Here is a 17730-nt window from a genome sequence, read left to right on the forward strand (position 1 = left end):
GGCTCCTCGTCTGCAGGCATGGGGATGTTCCGCGGTCCTGCTCGACACCGTACCGGAGGGCGTTTGGTCCTTGGGCGTCGCTGCTCCTTGGGCGTCGCTGGGTCGCAGGAGTCGCTACTCCTTGGGCGCGGCGGTCGCCTCCGAGCTGCTCCCAGCAGACTCGCCGTCCGCCTTCTCCGCCGCGTGGTCGGCCGCCCTGCGCGTCGCGGAGGCCGCTGACGGATTCGGCATCGTGCGGATGACGGCCTGGCTCCAGGGGACTGTCATGTCGTGTGCTGTCATCTGCTGCTTGAACTCGCCCCGGAATGCGCGGCCGACCGCGAACTGCTCGCCCGGCTTCGTCTTGATGGTGACGCGGATGGTGACGGCCTCGCCGCTGATCTCCTGCACGCCCATGATCTCCGGCGCCTCCAGCATGACGTCGTCGTACTGCGGGTGCTTGCGCAGAGCGGTAGCCGCATCGTTGATGATCGTCGTGACGGTCTCCTCGTCTGCGTCGTACGGGAAGGGCAGGTCGAGCAGAGCATTGCCGAATCCCTGGGAGAAGTTGCCGACGCGGAGGATCTCGCCGTTGCGCACATGCCAGAGCGTGCCGTCGAGTGCACGGACCTTCGTGGTCCGCAGACCCACCTCTTCAACGGTGCCGATCGCTTCGCCCACATCGATGACGTCGCCGATCCCGTACTGGTCCTCGATGACGATGAAGAAGCCCGCGAGGTAGTCCTTCACGAGCGTCTGTGCACCGAAGCCCAAGGCGATGCCGGCTATGCCGGCCGACGCCAGGATGGGTGCGAGATCGAAGCCGAGTTCGGTGAGCACCATGAGAACGGCCAGGAGCCAGATGATGATCGCGGCGATCGACTTCAGGAGCGAGCCCACCGTGGCGGATCTCTGTGCGCGTCGCGTCCGCGCTGCGGCGTCCGCAGCGCCCGACTGCTTCCGCTCGCCCTTGGAGATGATTCCCCGTTTGGTGTGGCCCTCGGCGATCGACTGGGCGAAGCGGTGGATGAGGCGCCTGGAGACGAACGTGAGGATGATCGCGACGGCGATGATCACGGCGACTCGCAGGCCGGTGCCGGTGATGAACTCGAGTCCGGAGGATGCTGACTCCTCGACGCTGCGCTGCATCTCCTCCACCGACGGAGGGGACGGCGTCTGGGTGGGCGCCGAACTCGCCGGGGTCGACGGCTCGGCGGAGGCGTCTGCCGTCTGCGGTGCTGCGAGCACGCTGGAAGCGGTGCCTGTCAGCAGCGACGGGACTGCGTGGAGGTGAGGGAGGATTGCCATACTGGACTGACACTAACGCCGGTTCCTGGACGACGCACTCACGTTCCGTGCACTGTCTGAGAGGACGCTCAACTGCCGCGTGACGGCTCCGGGCCGGCAGCGTCCGCGGGCGGCGCCGCTGCGGTCCCGCTGCCGGTCACCGCACGCTGGGGTTCGAGGCATCCGCCGCGCAGGCGGGGCCCCGATGACCTGCACGTCCGCACTCTGCGGGCTCGGTCAGCCCTCCATGCCGACAGCCTGGGCGCGCAGTGCGCGGAGTGTCGTGTCGAGGTTCTCCCGCATCAGTCGGAGGAGTCCCTTGGGCGCCTTCGGATGTGACTCGATCCACGCCTCGGTCGCCTTCGCCGTGCGCTCCGACGCGGGTGGGAAGAGGCTGAGGGTGAGTGTCTGGGCGATCTCCAGCGTTCGCGACTCCCACCAGCCCGTGACGCGGTCGAAGTACTCCCGACTGAAATCTGTGAGGGGAGCATCCGCAGGGACGAGCGTCCCGTCGACGTGCTCGAGCCCGCGGGCGTACCCCTGTGCGATCGCACCGATCATCGCGTTCGGCAGGGAGCGGTCGTCCACCAGGCCGAGGAATGCCTGCGTCTTGGCCGACGACGACGGCCGGGAGGCCTTCGCGGTGGCCGCAGCGCGCTGCCCTGCGGCGGTGTCGTCGGTGCGGAGGTGCTGGGTGATGCGGGCATCGGTCCAGCGTCCGCCGGCGGCCAGCGCGGTGACGATCGTCCATTCGAGGTCGGTGTCGACGACGAGCCCCGGTACGGTCTCATCACCGGTCAGCACGGATTCGAGCGCATCCATGTGCGCTTCCGTGGACGCCTGGCGGCAGAACGCCTGGAAGAGCTGCAGCTGCTGGTCCGACCCGGCAGGGATCCCGTCGGCGCCGCCGGTGAGTGCCCACAGGCGGTCGGCCATCCGCACCCGCAGGTCGCGCCTGCGCGGATGCGGAACGTAGGCGTCCAGAGCGGTTGCGAGCTGGCGCAGCTGGACGAGCAGCCCGGAGGAATGCGTGATCGCGGGCAGATGCCGATGGAGCAGTTCGACGTAGTGGGCGGCGGGCAGTTCGCCGTCGCGCACCGAATCCCAGATCGAGGAGAGGACGATCAGCTGCGTCAGCGAGTCGTCGAATCCGTTCAGATGCTTCGATGCCAGAGCCAGGGAACCCTCGTCCAACCGGACCTTCGCATAGGTGAGGTCTCCGTCGTTGGCGACGACGACCTCGGCGGCGGATGCGCGCTCCGGAAGGGGAACGTCGACGGAGTCTCCGTCCAGGTCCGTGTCGACGTTGGCGAGGCGGACGAAGCGGCCGTCGTCGCCCAGGCGGTAGAAGCCGACCCCGACGCGGTGGGGGCGCAGGCTGGGAACCGGCTGGCCCGGGATGATGTGGGGCTCCTGGGTGAGGGAGAGGGCGGTGAGCGCGCCGTGGTCATCCCTGGAAGGGAGGGCGCGGATCACGTTCACGCCGGACTCCTCGAGCCACAGCCGCGACCACGCGCGGAGGTCGCGGCCGGACACCTCCTCGAGCGGGCGGAGCAGATCGTCGAGCACGGAGTTCGACCAGGCGTGCTCCGAGAAGTACTTCTGCACGCCGGCGAAGAACGCCTCGCGGCCCACGTAGGCCACGAGCGCTCCCAGCACTGCGGCGCCCTTCGCGTACGTGATGCCGTCGAAGTTGACCTCGACGTCCTCGAGGTCGGCGATCTCCGCGACGATCGGATGCGTCGACGGCAGCTGATCCTGACGGTACGCCCACGACTTCTCCAGAGTCGCGAACGTGGTCCAGGCGTCGGTGAACTCCGTCGCCTCGGCGGCGGCGAGCGTCGACATGTACTCTGCGAACGATTCGTTGAGCCACAGGTCGTTCCACCACCGCATCGTCACGAGGTTGCCGAACCACATGTGGGCGAGCTCATGGAGGATGGTGACCGCCCGGCGCTCGACCATCGCACGGGTGGGACGCGACCGGAAGACGTAGTTCTCCAGGAAGGTGACGGCGCCCGCGTTCTCCATGGCGCCTGCGTTGAACTCCGGGACGAACAGCTGGTCGTACTTCTCGAACGGGTAGGGGACGCCGAACAGGCGCTCGAAGAACGCGAAGCCCGCGCGAGTCAGAGCGAAGAGGTCGTCCGCGTCGAGATGGTCGGCCAGGGAGGCCCGGCAGAAGACCCCCAGCGGGACCTCGGCACCGTCCGCCCTCGTCAGTGATGAGTGCATGGACGAGTACGGTCCCGCGATGATCGCGGTGATGTAGCTGGAGATCCGCGGTGTCGGCGCGAACTGCCACACGGACAGGCCGGCGCTGTCGATTCCCAGCGCCACGGCCGTCTGCTGAGCCTCATCGGGCTGCGGGGTGGGTGAGTTGCTGACGACGGTCCAGTGCGAGGGCGCCAGCACGGTGAACGTGAAGGAGGCCTTGAGGTCCGGCTGCTCGAACACCGCGAAGACGCGGCGCGCGTCCGGCACCTCGAACTGTGTGTAGAGATAGGTCTCATCGTCGACCGGGTCGACGAAGCGGTGCATCCCCTCGCCCGTGTTCATGTAGGAGAAGCGCCCGTCGACGGTGAGGACGTTCTTCTCCGCCAGATGGGGGAGGACGATGCGGCCGTCCTCGACGAAGCGCTCCGGCTCGAGCTCCTCGCCGTTGAGGACCAGCCGGTCGACTCTCTCGCAGATCGCGTCGATGAACGTGCCGGCCCCGCTCGTCGACGAGAAGGAGACCGTCGTGACCGAGCGGAAGGAGCCGCCTTTGCCGTCGAGCACGAGGGTGACGTCGTATGAGTGCACACTCAGGGCCCCCGCGCGGTCCTGCGCCTCTGCGCGGGTGAGATTGTGCTGCGGCATACGGTCCTCCGGTGGGGATCTGCGTCAGTGTCGTTGCTGTCCTCATTCTGACATGCGGGACGCCGGGCGACCGGAACAGGCGTGCGACAGACGGCGTAGGCTGGTGCCGCATATGCCCGTTCGATCCCTTGGGAGGGGACTTTGGCTGCTTCGACTCTGGATTTCTGGTTCGACCCGATCTGCCCCTGGGCGTGGATGACGTCTCGCTGGGCGCTCGAGGTGGAGAAGGTGCGAGACGTGGAGGTCGTCTTCCACCAGATGAGCCTCTCCGTCCTCAATGAGGGCCGTGAACTGCCCGAGGACTACAGGCAGTCGATGGACAAGGCGATCGAGCCCGCCCGCGTCGTCACTGCCGCCCGCGTCGAGCACGGCGAAGGCGTCGTCCGTGACCTCTACACGGCGATCGGCACGCGGATCCACCCCGGTGAGGAGAAGGACTGGATGAAGGCGTGCGCCGAGGCGCTCGCGGAGGTCGGTCTGCCGTCCTCGCTCCTGGAGGCCGCGGAATCGGACGCGTACGACGATCAGCTGCGTGCCTCGCACCAGGAAGGCATCTCCAAGGTGGGGGAGGACGTCGGCACACCCGTCGTCGCAGTCGGCGACGTCGCCTTCTTCGGCCCTGTCGTCTCGCCTGCGCCGAAGGGCGAGGACGCTGGACGCCTCTTCGACGGAGTGTTCGCCGCTGCGAGCATCCCCGGCTTCTACGAGCTCAAGCGCACCCGGACCACCGGTCCGATCTTCGACTGATCGGCGCGTTCGGCACGCACTCACAGCGGACAGAACTCACAGCGGACCGACGCGTCCGCTGCCCACACCTTCGCCTCAGACTGAAAGGCTCACCATGCAGATCCACCTGGGCACCGACCACGCAGGCTTCGAGTTCAAGGAGACGCTGAAGGCGCACCTCACCGATTCCGGGCATGAGGTCATCGACCACGGCGCACTCGAGTACGACGCACTGGACGACTACCCGTCGTTCTGCATCGCCGCCGCCGAGGCCGTGGTCGCCGCCCGTGCGGAGGGCACCGACGCGCTGGGCGTCGTCATCGGCGGGTCCGGGAACGGTGAGCAGATGGCTGCGAACAAGGTCGCGGGCGCCCGCTGCGCGCTCGCCTGGAACACGGAGATCGCGAAGCTCGCGCGTGAGCACAACGATGCGTGGCTCGTGTCCGTCGGGGCGCGCCAGCATGAGGAGGCCGACTCGATCGCGATCGTGGACGCGTTCATCGCGACCCCGTACAGCGACGACGCGCGTCACAATCGTCGGATCGGACAGATCGCGCAGTACGAGTCGCGCTGAGTGCGTGACTGATCGCTTCGAGCGGGCCGCGGCTCGCGAGCCCCGGTCCCGTGCGGTCGAAGGCGGCCGCTCGAGCGGCGCTCAGTCGTGAGGCCTGCGACCGGCCTCACGTGTGAGAAGAGCCGTCCTTCTCCCGCTCCAGCAGGCTGCGCTTGATCGTGAGGCCGTAGCGGAATCCTCCGAGCGAACCGTCTGTGCGCACGACGCGGTGGCACGGCACGAAGAGCGCGGCGGCGTTCAGTGCGCATGCTCCGGCCGCAGCGCGCACGGCAGCCGGCCGTCCTGCGGCGTTCGCGTACTCGGTGTACGTGACGGGAGCCCCGGCGGGAACCTCGCGGAGGACCTCCCACGCATGCGTGCGGAACTCGCCTGACCGCTGGACGACCGGCACTCGGGCGGGCGCCGTGAGGTCGCCTGCGTAGTAGGCGCGGACGGCCTCGGCGGCGGTGGTGGCGGAATCGCGGACGGAGGCACTGGTCGCTGCGGGATCGGTCGTGACGGAGTCGGGGCGCAGCGTGGTGTGGATGAGAGCGACGAGTGCGTCCGGATCCGCCGTCCAGCCTGACGCGAGGACGGCGTGTGCATCCACGATGGCGGTGAAGGGCCCGTCGGGAGTCTCGAGCGTCGTGGCGAGAGCGGGGAGCTGAGTCATGGAACGTCCTTGCGGGTCTGGAGCTGAGGGGACTGGGGGCGAATCTTCGTCTGAGGCAGAGTCGGCGGCCTATCTGCGTTCGCCCGCCAGAGCCGGATCACGGCGTAGGAGCGCCACGGCGCCCACTGCGCTGAGCGCGCCTCGAGGTCGTCCTTGCAGCCCAGCGCGCGGGCGGCCGTGAGCAGAGCGGCGTCCCCCGGCAGCCAGACGTCCGGATCGCCCAGCACGCGCATGGTGATGTAGGCGGCCGTCCACGGGCCGAGCCCCCGTCTGCTGACGAGTGCCGCCCGCATGTCCGAGGGGTCCATGCCGAGGTGGAGATCGAGGCTCCCCTCGGCGAGGTCCGTGGCGAGATCATGGATCGCGGTGAGCGAGCGACGGGGGAGACGCAGCGGTCTGCCCGGGTCCAGACGCGTCCCCGCGGGGACGGGCACCACTGCTTCTGCGATGCGCTCAGGAGTGGGGAAGAGGGCGGTGAGGCCGGGGAGGCTGGTCTGCACGGGCGTGCCGGCATGAGCGACGAGCCGTCCCAGGTGGGTGCCGGCGGCGGCAACGGAGATCTGCTGGCCGATGACCGCTCGCACAGCGAGTTCATGGGCATCGACTGCGCCCGGGAGTCGCGCGCCGGGCGCGGCGGCGATGAGCGGCTCGAGGAGCGGGTCGGCGGACAGCACGGCGTCCGCTGCGTGGGGGTCCGCATCCAGATCGAGCATGCGTCGCAGCCGCGCTATGGCGGTGGGCGCGTCCGCGAGCGAGGTGAGAGTGAGATGCGCGCGGATCGACCAGTCGACGCACGGGTGGCGTGCGGTTCCGGACCCGTTCCCAGGTCGGGGTCCGGGTGCCGGGGGCTGGGCGGTGGCGACGACCTCGGCGACGGCGGAACCGTGGGGAAGAGCCAGGGTGCGGGCGTAGCGCAGGCGACCTGGATCGGTGAGGTCAGCCGTCTCGACGCCGCTGATCGCGCGGGCGGAGAGGAAAGCGAACATCCCGGTCGCGTCGAACGGGGGGCGGACGGGAAGGTCGACAGCGAGACGGATGTCTGCGGATGCAGTGGTTGTGGTGCCGGCCCCGGGCCCATTCGCAGGGCCCGTCCCAGCTGCCGTGCCGGTCGTGGGCGGTGCTCGGTGCCGACGGCGGGCTCGCAGCTCACTCGGGGTGGCGGCGAAGACATCGCGGACGGTCTCGTTGAACTGGCGGACGGAGCTGAAGCCGGCGGCGAAGGCGACGTCGGCGAAGGAGAGATCCGTCTCCGTCGCCAGCGTGCGGGCGGTCTGGGCGCGGTGGGCGCGGGCGAGTGACAGGGGACCGGCACCAAGCTCCGCGGTGACCAGACGAGTGAGGTGTCGCGGTGTGAAGCCCAGGGTTCGCGCAAGTTCCGGGACACCGGCGCGATCGACGGCTCCATCCTCGATGAGTCGCATGGCACGCGCTGCGACGTCTTGTCGGAGATTCCAGGCAGGGGTGCCGGGGACCGCATCGGGCAGGCAACGGCGACACGCGCGGAACCCCTCTTCGTGCGCGGCCGCAGCGGTGAGGAGGAAGACGACGTTCTGCGGCTTGGGGGTGAGCGCGGGGCAGGAGGGGCGGCAGTAGATGCCCGTCGTCTTCACTCCGGTCAGGAACTGGCCGTCGAAGCGGGCATCGCGCGCACTGATCGCGCGGTAGCGCTCCGGGAAGCCCGGGTCCCCTTCGGCACACACTGCGGTGTGTGTTCTCGGCGTCTGCATGCGCCCAGTCAAGCAGGTCCGGTGGAGCGGCGCTGGCGGTTTTCGGACACGGGTGTCGGGTACGGGTGCGGAGTGGAAGTCGGATACGGGGTCGGAGTGGAAGTCGGAGCGCAGGTCGGGACTCAGTACCAGAAGACGGGAAGCCACTCGGGATGATGCGCGTGGACGATCGAGCAGAAGACGATGAAGTCGAAGAGCAGGTGGACCGTGATCGTGTACGGCAGAGACCGCGACTTCGTGAAGATGACTGCCTGGACGAGGGCGAACGGGATCGTCAGCAGCGGTCCCCAGGAGCGGTAGCCCAGCTCCCACAGGAAGCTCACGAAGATGATCGAGGTCAGGACGTTCGCCGTCCAGAACGGGAAGTGTCGGGCCAGCAGCGTGAAGATCATGCAGATGAAGAAGAGCTCGTCCCAGATGCCGACTGCGTTGACGCCGACGAAGAGGCGGCCGACCTCGCTGGGGGAGTCGACCGCGGGCCAGTTCTGGTACGTGCCGGAATGGATGAAGTAGCGCGGCAGGATGAACCAGCCGGCGACCAGCACGAATGCGAGCCAGCCCCACTCGAGCTTCGACCACGGCTGGCCGCGGCGGCGCGGGTAGCGGATCGCGTCGTCTCGCAGCAGATCGCGGTGCACGACGTACGGGACGACGACGGCGGCGGTGAGGACCGCGCCCATGAGGAAGAAGTTCGGCCACTCGATGTTCGCCTCGACGGAGATCGTGCTGACGATGCCGAGGCCCAGCGCGATGAGTCCGAGGTCCCGGCCCAGGGGGCGGGACGCCGCGAAGCCCACTGCGACGCCTGCGACGAGCGGCAGGTAGCCCCACGGAGTGAGAACGCCGAAGATCAGCACTGCCGCGATCGCGATGAGCGCTGCGCCGAGCCCTCCGAGGCTCAGTGTGGGGAGGGCAGTGGCGTGACCGAGGCGAGGGGCGGGCTGTGACGGCTCGGCGGCGGGTCTGGGCGTCTGCGTGAGGTCGCCGTCGTCGTGCATGCTCCCAGTCTACGAGCGTGCGGCTGAGCGGGGAGGGCGGACGGCCGTGAATGACGAAAGCCGCTGTCACCAGCGGCCTTCGTGTCGGAGGGGATGACGAGAATCGAACTCGCACCATCAGTTTGGAAGACTGAGGCTCTACCATTGAGCTACATCCCCGAACAACGTCTGACTCTAGAGCAATCGGGAGCGCTGTGCAAAATCGTGGCCCGATCGGCTGCCTGCATGGGCCGTTTAGCAGGAGGCTCCTCTGCTGGGCTACTATGACGAGGTCGCGGGATGTAGCGCAGCTTGGTAGCGCATCTGCTTTGGGAGCAGAGGGTCGCAGGTTCAAATCCTGTCATCCCGACGAGCAGGATGGTCGGGGCATCGCACAGGCGGTGCCCCTACTCTCGTCTGTCCGGAAGTGCGATGAGCCCGGAGGCGTCGCGCGCCTCACATCGCTTCCAGATGCTCGAGGATGAGCGTGAGGCCGATCGGGTTCTCAGGGTGTTCCTCGGCGAGTGCCCGGGCCTCCCCCAGGTGCTGTGTGCGCTGCGTCGGCGTGCAGGCGAGGTAGGAGCTGAACGGGGTGGCGTCTGGCATCGGGTCCCTTTCGGTCTGACATGTCCGCGTCCACGCTGACCTCGTCGGCGCAGAACGTTCTCAGGACATGGAAGCGCGAGACACAGCAGCAGATCAAATCACCGTCCCGACGACGGGACGGGCTGAGCGTTCAGCGGTTCGTAGAATGCTGAGCATGGGACTGTCACCAGGACCGGCGAGCCGGCCGCGCGCGGGAAGCCCGCGTCGCCGTGGGGTGTCACCGCTCCGCGACCTCCCGGTCGTCCTCTGGCTGCTGCTCGCGGCCGTCGCCGCCGTCTTCCAGCCGTATCTGCGTGAGGCCGTGTGGGTGATGGTCCACCTCGCTCTGCTCGGTGCGATGACCCACGCGGTGCTCGTCTGGAGCACCTTCTTCGCCCAGGCTCTTCTCAAGACGCCGGAGTCCGTCGACCCCGCCGCGCATCAGTCGATCCGCCAGGCGGGCATGGTCGTCGGAGTCTGCTGCGTGATCACCGGCGTGCCCACGTCGCTGTGGCCGCTCGTGCTCGTCGGTGCGACCGTGGTCGCCGCTGCGGTGGTCTGGCACGGGATCGCCATGGGCCGGAGGCTCCGCGCCGCACTGCCGAGCAGGTTCGCGGTCACCGTCCGGTACTACCTCGCCGCGTCCGTATGCCTGCCGGTGGGAGCGGTGCTCGGGGTGCTGCTGGCGCGCTGGCCCGCGAGTGAGCTGTTCGGCAGGCTCCTCGTCGCGCACACGCTGACGATGCTGCTGGGCTGGCTGGGCCTGACGATCATGGGCACGCTCGTGACCTTCTGGCCCACGATGCTTCGGACACGCGTCGATCCGCGGGCCTCGGTGCTCGCGCAGCAGGCGCTCCCGATCGTGCTCGCGGGCCTCACCCTCATCGACATCGGCGCGCTCGCCGCGGTGCGCTGGCTGGTCGTGGCGGGTCTGATCGTTCACCTGGTGGGAGTGATCTGGTGGGGGCGTGCGCTGGCGGGGCCCTTCCGAACGGCACCCCCTCGTCGTGCGCCCGGGGTCTTCGCGGCCGCGGCGCTGGTCTGGGGTCTGGTACTCCTCGTGTCCCTCGTCGTGCATGTCGCGACGTCCGGCTCGTGGGGCACGATCGCGGGCGGCTACCAGCCGATCACTCTGATCGCAGTCCTGGGCTTCACCCTGCAGCTGCTCACCGGTGCGCTGTCGCAGCTCATCCCGACGGTCCTGGGCGGTGGGCCGCGTGTCCGAGCCGCTGTGGACGCGGAATTCGGGCGACTGCTGTGGGCCCGATTCGCCGTGCTCAACACGGGTCTCGTCGTCGCGCTCAGTCCTGTCCCCGGCGAGGTGCAGCGCGTGGCGCTCGCCGGGGTGATGGTCGCGGTGGCCCTCCTCGTGCCACTCCTCCTGCGTGGGATCGTCGTCGGCGTCCGCGCGCGGCGGACGGACCGCACGACTTTATCGCAGAAGCGCGATGAAGGGCGCTTCGTCGACTAGGATCGATCCCGAATCGCACGTCCGCAGTGAAGGAGCTCTGCCCGATCCGCCGCACTGCGGGTCATGGACCTCTTCGACCCGCAGATCCGGGTCGTGCCGTCCGCCGCGGTCTCCTGACACATCCAGGTCTCCTGACCCCATCCAGGTCTCGCGATCCCGTCAGAGCGCATCGCCTGACCGTATCGATGGGGGACCGGCTGACCGGTGGACCTCGCTCACCAAGCCTCCCACCAGCGCTCATCGGTGACAGAAGCCGCGTGAGTCTCCGCCACAAGCGGCGTTGTCCGTTGTACGCTCAGAACACAGACCAGGACAGACGTGTCGAGGCGCCGGGTGATGAAGTACCGCAGTGTCGAGGCACCTGAGGCGAGGCGGACCCGCTGTGAGATCCAGACCCCTATTCACGACGGCCATGGCCGCAGCAGTGCTCGTCACGCTGGGAGGTTGTGGGTCAGATCCGCTCTCCGGCGGCGGTGAGGAGGCCGGCGACGGGCCGATCGTGGTCTCCAGCGCGAACTTCACGGAGTCCGAGATCATCGGCAACCTCTACTCCCAGGCGCTCGAGAGCGCCGGAGTGGACGTGGAGACGCAGTTCAACATCGGTTCGCGCGAGGCCTACATCCCCGCGCTCTCCGACGGGTCCATCGATGTGATCCCCGAATACACCGGCAACCTCCTGCTCTTCCTCGACCCGGAAGCAGACGTGTCGAGCCCTGACACGATCGCGGAGGCGCTGCCCGCCGCACTCGAGGCGGAAGGGCTCGACGGCCTCGAACCCGCAGACGCGGAGAACAAGGACTCGGTCGTCGTCACCGCAGAGACAGCGGAGGACTGGGACCTCGAGCAGATCGGGGACCTCGCAGAGCATGGCGACGACCTCACGATGGCCGGCCCCCCGGAGTTCGCGGAACGAGCGGTCGGTCTGCCCGGTCTCGAGGAGACGTACGGCGTGACGGTGGACAGCTTCGAGCCGATCGCCGACGGGGGTGGCCCTGCCACGGTCGACGCACTGGTGGGCGGCGACGTGCAGGCGGCGAACATCTTCTCGACGAATCCGGCGATCGAGGCAGAGGACCTCGTCGTGCTGGGGGACCCCGAAGGACACTTCGCCGCGCAGAACGTCGTACCGGTGGTGCGACAGGACCGCCTCACGGACGATGCTCAGGCCGCACTCGATGCCGTTTCCGCAGAACTGACGACGGAGGACCTCGTCGCCCTCAACCTCCGGGTGTCGGGGGATGAGAAGGTCGAACCCGCCACAGCGGCCGCCGACTGGCTCGAGGAGCGGGGACTCCTCGACTCATGATCGAGTTCGAGGGGGTCTCGAAGACGTATCCGGACGGGACGACGGCGATCGAGCAGCTTGATCTGGTCGTCCCCTCCGGTTCCCTCACGGTGTTCGTCGGCCCCAGTGGCTGTGGGAAGACCACGTCCATGCGGATGATCAACCGCATGGTCGAGCCGACGACGGGTCGAATCCTCGTCGATGGGGAGGACATCGCCGCAGTCCCGACCGTGCGACTGCGCCAATCGATGGGCTACGTGCTCCAGGGCGCGGGCCTGTTCCCCCACCGGACCGCACTGGACAACGCCGCGACCACGCTGCGGCTGACGGGCATGTCCAGAGCCGAGGCCCGGGAGAAGGCACGCGACGCGCTGCGCCTGGTCCGTCTGCGGCCGGAGCTCGACGATCGGTTCCCGAGCCAGCTCTCCGGCGGACAGCAGCAGCGCGTGGGTGTCGCACGGGCCCTCGCCGCGGACCCGCCGGTCCTGCTGATGGACGAGCCGTTCTCCGCGGTCGACCCCGTCGTCCGCGCGGAGCTCCAGGCCGAGCTCCTGCACCTGCGGAAGACGCTGTCCCAGACGATCGTCTTCGTCACCCATGACATCGACGAGGCGCTGCTGCTCGGTGACCGCATCGCCGTCTTCGGCCCCGGTGGGACCGTCCACCAGTACGCAAAGCCGCAGACGATCCTCGAACGTCCGGCCGACTCCTTCGTCGCCCAGATGGTCGGCCGCGATCGGGGGTTCCGGTCACTGGGCTTCCAGACCGACGACCTGCCCGTCCACCCACTCGGGGAGAGGGACGCACAGGGTGCTGTGACGGCTCACTCGTCTGAGGGGCACTCCGCTGAGGGCCCGTGGCGCCTCCTCCTCGACGAGGAGGGCGGTCCGGTCGCATGGTTGCGCGGGGAGTCACGGATCCCCGCCGGTGAGGGGCACGTCGCGGGTGCCGGACTCCGATCCGCACTCGATGCGGTCCTCGCGTCACCTGCGGATGCCGCCGTCGTCGTCGACGAGGGGCGCGCAGTGGGGTGGCTGGACCGGAACGCAGTCCTCCGCGCACTCTCAGTCCCCGAGGACCGCTCATGAGCTGGATGCTCACGAACGGCGGGATGTTCACCGAACTGCTCGGGGAGCACACGGTGCTCTCCCTCCTGCCGACCGTCATCGGACTGCTCCTCGCCGTCCCGCTCGGGGCGATGCTGCGCGGTCTTCCGCGAGCGCGCACGATCGCCGTCGTCGTCGCGGGGATCGTCTTCACGATCCCGTCCCTGGCCCTCTTCGTCGTCATCCCCGGCCTCATCGGCACCCGCATCCTCGACCCCGTGAACGTCGTGCTGGCGCTGAGCATGTACTCCCTCGCACTGCTCGTCCGATCCGTCCTCGACGCGCTCGATGCGGTGCCGGGTGACGTGCGCGATGCAGCTCGCGCGATGGGCTATGCGCCGCTGCGCCGCATCGTCGCCGTCGACCTCCCGGTCGCCGTGCCCGTGCTGGTGCCTGCTCTGCGCGTCGTGGCAGTCACCAATGTGTCGCTCGTATCCGTCGGCGCGGTGATCGGGATCGGGGGCCTCGGCAGTCTCTTCACCGCCGGCTATCAGCGCAGCTATCCCGACCAGATCTTCGCGGGGATCATCGGAACCGTGGTCCTCGCACTCCTCCTGGACCGCCTCATCGCGCTCGCCGGATGGTCGCTGACGCGCTGGCGGCGGACGGCTGGGGCCGCGGCATGACGAGAAGACCGAACGTCGACGTGACGAAGCCACCGAAGGTCGACGGGGGCCCGCATGACTGACCTCAGCACGATCCTCCTCCGCATGCTCGAGCACCTCGGGTACACCGGCCTCGCAGTGGGGGTCTCGGCGCTGATCGCGCTGCCACTGGGACTGCTGATCGGCCACACCGGCCGGGGGACGTGGACCATCGGAGTCGCCAACGCCCTGCGCGCTCTGCCCAGCCTGGGCCTCATGACGCTGCTCGTCCTGTTCATCGGTGCGGGAATCGTGCCGCCGATCACCGCACTCGTCCTCCTCGCGATCCCGCCCATCCTCGCGAATACAGCTGCAGGCGTCGCCCATGCGGATCCGGCGACGGTCGACGCCGCTCGGGCGATGGGGATGACCGAGCGGCAGGTGCTCATCCAGGTCGAGCTGCCGATCGCGCTGCCGCTCATCGTCGGCGGATTCCGCGCCGCGACCCTGCAGGTCGTGGCGACGGCGACGATCGCTGCGTTCGTCAACCTCGGCGGCCTCGGGCGCTTCATCTTCGACGGCCTCGCGCTCTACGACTACGGGCGGGTCCTCGTGGGTGCAGCCCTCGTCGCCGGCGTCGCGCTGGCGCTCGATGGCGTGCTCGCTCTGGTCTCACGGGCCGTCGCCCCCGGGCGGCATCCGAGGCGCCGCGCCACCGCCTGATTCTGCAAATGAAGCGGACGGTGCGTAATATTGCAGATTATCTGCGGACGCCCGTGTGCGCCCGCAGACATCAGCACGTGACCGTCCGCTCCGCATCGCGCCGTGTACGGCCCGGCCGTGCACACGCTACAGCGCAGCAGACAACGAGAGGGAAACTGTGAAGAGCTCCGTCGAGACCATCGACCCCACCCGGGTCAAGCTCAGCATCGACGCGCCGTTCGCCGAGCTCAAGCCGAGCGTCGACGAGGCATACCGGGAACTCGCCAAGCAGGTGAACATCCCCGGGTTCCGTCGCGGAAAGGCCCCCGCGCGCATCATCGATCAGCGCGTCGGCCGCCCGGCCGTCATCCAGGAAGCCGTCAACAACAGCTTGGACGGCTTCTACCAGGAGGCGCTCGCAGAGAACGACCTCACTCCTCTGGGCCAGCCCGAGGTCGAGGTCACCGACATCCCCGGACTGGACGGCAAGGACGAGGGCGACCTGACGTTCACGATCGAGGTCGACGTGGCCCCGACGATCGAACTGCCCGCCTTCGACTCCATCGAGGTCGAGGTCGACGACATCGAGGTGACCGACGAAGACGTGGCCGCGCAGCTCGACGAGCTGCGCGAGCGCTTCGGCACGCTCGTGACGGTCGATCGCCCGGCATCGAAGGATGACTTCGTCACGCTGGACCTCGTCGCGAAGATCGACGACGAGGAGATCGACCAGGCCGCGGACATCTCCTACCAGGTGGGCTCCGGCACCATGCTGGAAGGCATGGACGAGGCGCTGGACGGCCTGTCCGAGGGCGAGGAGACGACCTTCGAGACGACGATGGCGGGCGGTGAGCGCTCCGGCGAGACCGGTGTGGTCACGCTGAGCGTCAAGAACGTCAAGGTCCGCGAGCTGCCCGAGGTGGACGACGAGTTCGCACAGCTGGCCTCTGAATTCGACACCGTCGACGAGCTCCGCGAGGACCTGCAGAAGCAGGCGGCGGAGAAGAAGGAGTTCGACCAGGGCGTCCAGGCGCGCGACAAGGTCCTCGACGCTCTCCTCGAGCGCATCGACCCGCCGGTCCCGGCGAAGATGGTCGAGGCCGAGGTGCACCGTCACCTCGAGGGCGAGAGCCGCCTCGAGGACGACGAGCACCGCGCCGAGGTCACGGAGGAGACGACTCGCAACCTGCGCGTGCAGTTCGTGCTCGACGCCGTCGTCAAGGCCGAGGAGATCGAGGTCTCGCAGCAGGAGCTCATCGAGTACATCATCAACGCGTCGCAGCAGTACGGCATGGACCCGAACCAGTTCGCGCAGATGCTCGACCAGCAGGGTCAGGTCCAGGCGCTCATGGGTGACGTCGCGCGGCGCAAGGGCCTCGCCGAGGCGCTGGCGAAGTCCGTCGTCAAGGATGCCGCCGGCAACGTCCTCGACATGACCGCCTTCACGACCCCCGGCGGCGCTGCCGCCGAGGCCGCTGCCGAGGAGGAGGCCGCAGGCACCGAGGAGACCGTCGAGTCGGAGACGACCGGCGCCTCGGCGGCGGAGGCCGCAGAGGAGTCCGCCGACAAGGAGTGACGCGGACGCTCTCCAGCAGAGCGCTCGTCACCGGTCCTTGACCGCGCAGACGCTCAGAGCCCCCGGACGCTGTCCGGGGGCTCTGCTCATGCCGGACCGTGCCGCCCTGGAGCTCGTGCGCCCCGGTGCTCGTGCCCACCTGTCCGGCCCGCGTGTCCGGCTCGCCTGTCCTCCCCACCTGTGTCCGGCCCACTCCAGCAGCGCAATCCAGCGGTGTTCACGCTGAGGGCGAACAGAGGGTGTCCGGAGGACTATTCGGGGGGAGGTGCGGGTTACGCTTCGAGACATACCGACACCGACGACAGGAGTGAGACGTGAGCACTGGAGGAAACTCCTCGGCGAGCCCCGTCATGGCCGACACACAGGGCGGACTGGGTCTCGACGACCACATCTACAACAGACTTCTCCGTGAGCGGATCATCTGGTTGGGATCCGACGTCCGCGACGACAACGCGAACGTCATCTGCGCGCAGCTGATGCTGCTGGCTGCCGAGGATCCGGAGAAGGACATCTGGCTCTACATCAACTCGCCGGGCGGCTCCGTCACGGCGGGCATGGCCATCTACGACACGATGCAGTACGTGCAGCCCGACGTCGGCACGGTGGCTATGGGCATGGCGGCATCGATGGGGCAGTTCCTCCTGTCCTCCGGCGCCAAGGGCAAGCGCTTCGCGACCCCGCACACCCGTATCCTCATGCACCAGCCGCTGGGCGGGATCGGCGGCACCGCCACGGACATCAAGATCCAGGCGGAGCTCATCCTGCACATGAAGCGCCAGATGGCCGAACTCACGGCCGAGCAGACGGGCAAGTCCGTCGAGCAGATCCTCGAGGACAACGATCGCGACCACTGGTTCACGGCGGACGAGGCACTGGACTACGGCTTCATCGACGGAGTCGTCCAGAGCGCCAAGGACGTCACGAGCCCTGCGAGCAAATGACTCACGGCAGCGAAGGGAACACTGAAGGACACATGATGAACCAGACTCCGTGGGGCTCTGCCGGACAGATGCCCACCTCCCGCTACGTCATGCCGCAGTTCGAGGAGCGGACCCCATACGGCTTCAAGCGCCAGGATCCCTACACGAAGCTGTTCGACGACCGCGTGATCTTCCTGGGGGTCCAGGTCGATGACACGAGCGCCGACGATGTGATGGCCCAGCTGCTCGTCCTCGAATCGCAGGATCCGGACCGGGACATCACGCTCTACATCAATTCGCCCGGCGGCTCGTTCACGGCGCTGACCGCGATCTACGACACGATGCAGTACGTGAAGCCGGAGATCCAGACGGTCTGCCTCGGCCAGGCCGCCTCCGCAGCCGCCGTGCTGCTGGCGGCCGGTGCGCCGGGCAAGCGCCTCGCACTGCCGAATGCGCGCGTGCTCATCCATCAGCCGTCGATGCAGGGGCAGGGCCACGGCCAGGCCTCGGACATCGAGATCCAGGCGAATGAGGTGCTGCGCATGCGCGAGTGGCTCGAGCAGACTCTGTCGGACCACTCCAACAAGACACCGGAGCAGGTCTCCAGCGACATCGAGCGCGATCTGTTCCTCACTGCGGCGCAGGCGAAGGACTACGGTCTCGTCGACCAGGTCCTCTCGTCGCGCAAGGCGTCGCGCCCCGCGTGACGTCGGGCAC

At 68.4% G+C, this 17730-nt stretch carries 16 protein-coding genes and 2 tRNA genes; 11 read left to right on the top strand and 7 right to left on the bottom strand.

The genetic code is table 11. The features are described 5' to 3' along the window. Window positions 1-114 precede the first annotated feature (114 nt). Window positions 115-1287: a mechanosensitive ion channel family protein gene (locus BJEO58_RS12050; RefSeq protein ID WP_101589721.1), complete on the bottom strand. Its 1173-nt coding sequence runs from the start codon at window positions 1285-1287 to the stop codon at window positions 115-117. Window positions 1288-1503: 216 nt separating this feature from the next. Further along, entirely contained in the window at window positions 1504-4128 is a 2625-nt protein-coding gene (gene pepN, locus BJEO58_RS12055; protein WP_101589722.1) for an aminopeptidase N, read from the bottom strand. Window positions 4129-4269: 141 nt separating this feature from the next. On the opposite strand from pepN, the gene BJEO58_RS12060 reads away from it, so the two are divergent. Together BJEO58_RS12060 and BJEO58_RS12065 are read left to right on the top strand one after the other, a co-directional pair. Then, a complete protein-coding gene (locus tag BJEO58_RS12060) occupies window positions 4270-4875 on the top strand; it encodes a mycothiol-dependent nitroreductase Rv2466c family protein (RefSeq protein ID WP_180951941.1) in 606 nt (201 codons plus the stop codon). 94 nt (window positions 4876-4969) lie between these two features. Next, window positions 4970-5428: a ribose-5-phosphate isomerase gene (locus BJEO58_RS12065; RefSeq protein WP_101589724.1), complete on the top strand. Its 459-nt coding sequence runs from the start codon at window positions 4970-4972 to the stop codon at window positions 5426-5428. A gap of 106 nt (window positions 5429-5534) precedes the next feature. Here BJEO58_RS12065 and BJEO58_RS12070 read toward each other — a convergent pair whose 3' ends face one another. The 4 genes from BJEO58_RS12070 to BJEO58_RS12085 all read right to left on the bottom strand — a co-directional run bounded on the left by BJEO58_RS12070 (window position 5535) and on the right by BJEO58_RS12085 (window position 8964). Further along, window positions 5535-6080 (bottom strand): methylated-DNA--[protein]-cysteine S-methyltransferase, encoded by a 546-nt coding sequence (locus tag BJEO58_RS12070; protein WP_101589725.1) that lies wholly within the window; start codon window positions 6078-6080, stop codon window positions 5535-5537. Next, a complete protein-coding gene (locus BJEO58_RS12075; protein ID WP_101589726.1) occupies window positions 6077-7807 on the bottom strand; it encodes a DNA-3-methyladenine glycosylase 2 family protein in 1731 nt (576 codons plus the stop codon). The genes BJEO58_RS12070 and BJEO58_RS12075 overlap by 4 nt, the downstream gene beginning before the upstream one ends. A 122-nt stretch (window positions 7808-7929) precedes the next feature. Further along, complete coding sequence (locus BJEO58_RS12080; RefSeq protein WP_144573835.1) at window positions 7930-8805, bottom strand: CPBP family intramembrane glutamic endopeptidase; 876 nt, start codon at window positions 8803-8805, stop codon at window positions 7930-7932. 88 nt (window positions 8806-8893) lie between these two features. Beyond that, a tRNA-Gly gene (locus tag BJEO58_RS12085) sits at window positions 8894-8964 on the bottom strand. A 116-nt stretch (window positions 8965-9080) separates the two neighbouring features. Here BJEO58_RS12085 and BJEO58_RS12090 point away from each other — a divergent pair. Beyond that, a tRNA-Pro gene (locus BJEO58_RS12090) sits at window positions 9081-9154 on the top strand. Window positions 9155-9240: 86 nt separating this feature from the next. Here the strand turns inward: BJEO58_RS12090 and BJEO58_RS15010 are convergent. Continuing rightward, a complete protein-coding gene (locus tag BJEO58_RS15010; RefSeq protein WP_180951942.1) occupies window positions 9241-9390 on the bottom strand; it encodes a hypothetical protein in 150 nt (49 codons plus the stop codon). A 154-nt stretch (window positions 9391-9544) separates the two neighbouring features. Between BJEO58_RS15010 and BJEO58_RS12095 the strand changes: the two genes are divergently transcribed. From BJEO58_RS12095 to BJEO58_RS12130, 8 genes are all read left to right on the top strand, one after another. Continuing rightward, the gene (locus BJEO58_RS12095; protein WP_144573834.1) at window positions 9545-10840 is read left to right on the top strand and encodes a heme-copper oxidase family protein; all 1296 of its coding nucleotides are present in this window, start codon (window positions 9545-9547) and stop codon (window positions 10838-10840) included. Between the two features lie 412 nt (window positions 10841-11252). Further along, window positions 11253-12146, top strand: coding sequence for an ABC transporter substrate-binding protein (locus BJEO58_RS12100; RefSeq protein ID WP_101589728.1), 894 nt, complete (start codon window positions 11253-11255; stop codon window positions 12144-12146). Further along, entirely contained in the window at window positions 12143-13213 is a 1071-nt protein-coding gene (locus BJEO58_RS12105) for an ABC transporter ATP-binding protein (protein WP_101589729.1), read from the top strand. The genes BJEO58_RS12100 and BJEO58_RS12105 overlap by 4 nt, the downstream gene beginning before the upstream one ends. Further along, complete coding sequence (locus BJEO58_RS12110; protein WP_101589730.1) at window positions 13210-13857, top strand: ABC transporter permease; 648 nt, start codon at window positions 13210-13212, stop codon at window positions 13855-13857. Before BJEO58_RS12105 ends, BJEO58_RS12110 begins: the two co-directional genes overlap by 4 nt. Window positions 13858-13911: 54 nt before the next feature. Beyond that, window positions 13912-14538, top strand: coding sequence for an ABC transporter permease (locus tag BJEO58_RS12115; RefSeq protein WP_101589731.1), 627 nt, complete (start codon window positions 13912-13914; stop codon window positions 14536-14538). A gap of 157 nt (window positions 14539-14695) precedes the next feature. Further along, complete coding sequence (gene tig, locus BJEO58_RS12120; protein ID WP_101589732.1) at window positions 14696-16093, top strand: trigger factor; 1398 nt, start codon at window positions 14696-14698, stop codon at window positions 16091-16093. 350 nt (window positions 16094-16443) lie between these two features. After that, window positions 16444-17034, top strand: a complete 591-nt coding sequence (locus BJEO58_RS12125) for an ATP-dependent Clp protease proteolytic subunit (RefSeq protein WP_101589733.1) — start codon at window positions 16444-16446, stop codon at window positions 17032-17034. A 35-nt stretch (window positions 17035-17069) separates the two neighbouring features. Further along, window positions 17070-17720, top strand: a complete 651-nt coding sequence (locus tag BJEO58_RS12130; RefSeq protein ID WP_101589768.1) for an ATP-dependent Clp protease proteolytic subunit — start codon at window positions 17070-17072, stop codon at window positions 17718-17720. Window positions 17721-17730: the final 10 nt, after the last annotated feature.

It is taken from the genome of Brevibacterium jeotgali (genome assembly GCF_900169175.1).
GTDB lineage: Bacteria > Actinomycetota > Actinomycetes > Actinomycetales > Brevibacteriaceae > Brevibacterium > Brevibacterium jeotgali.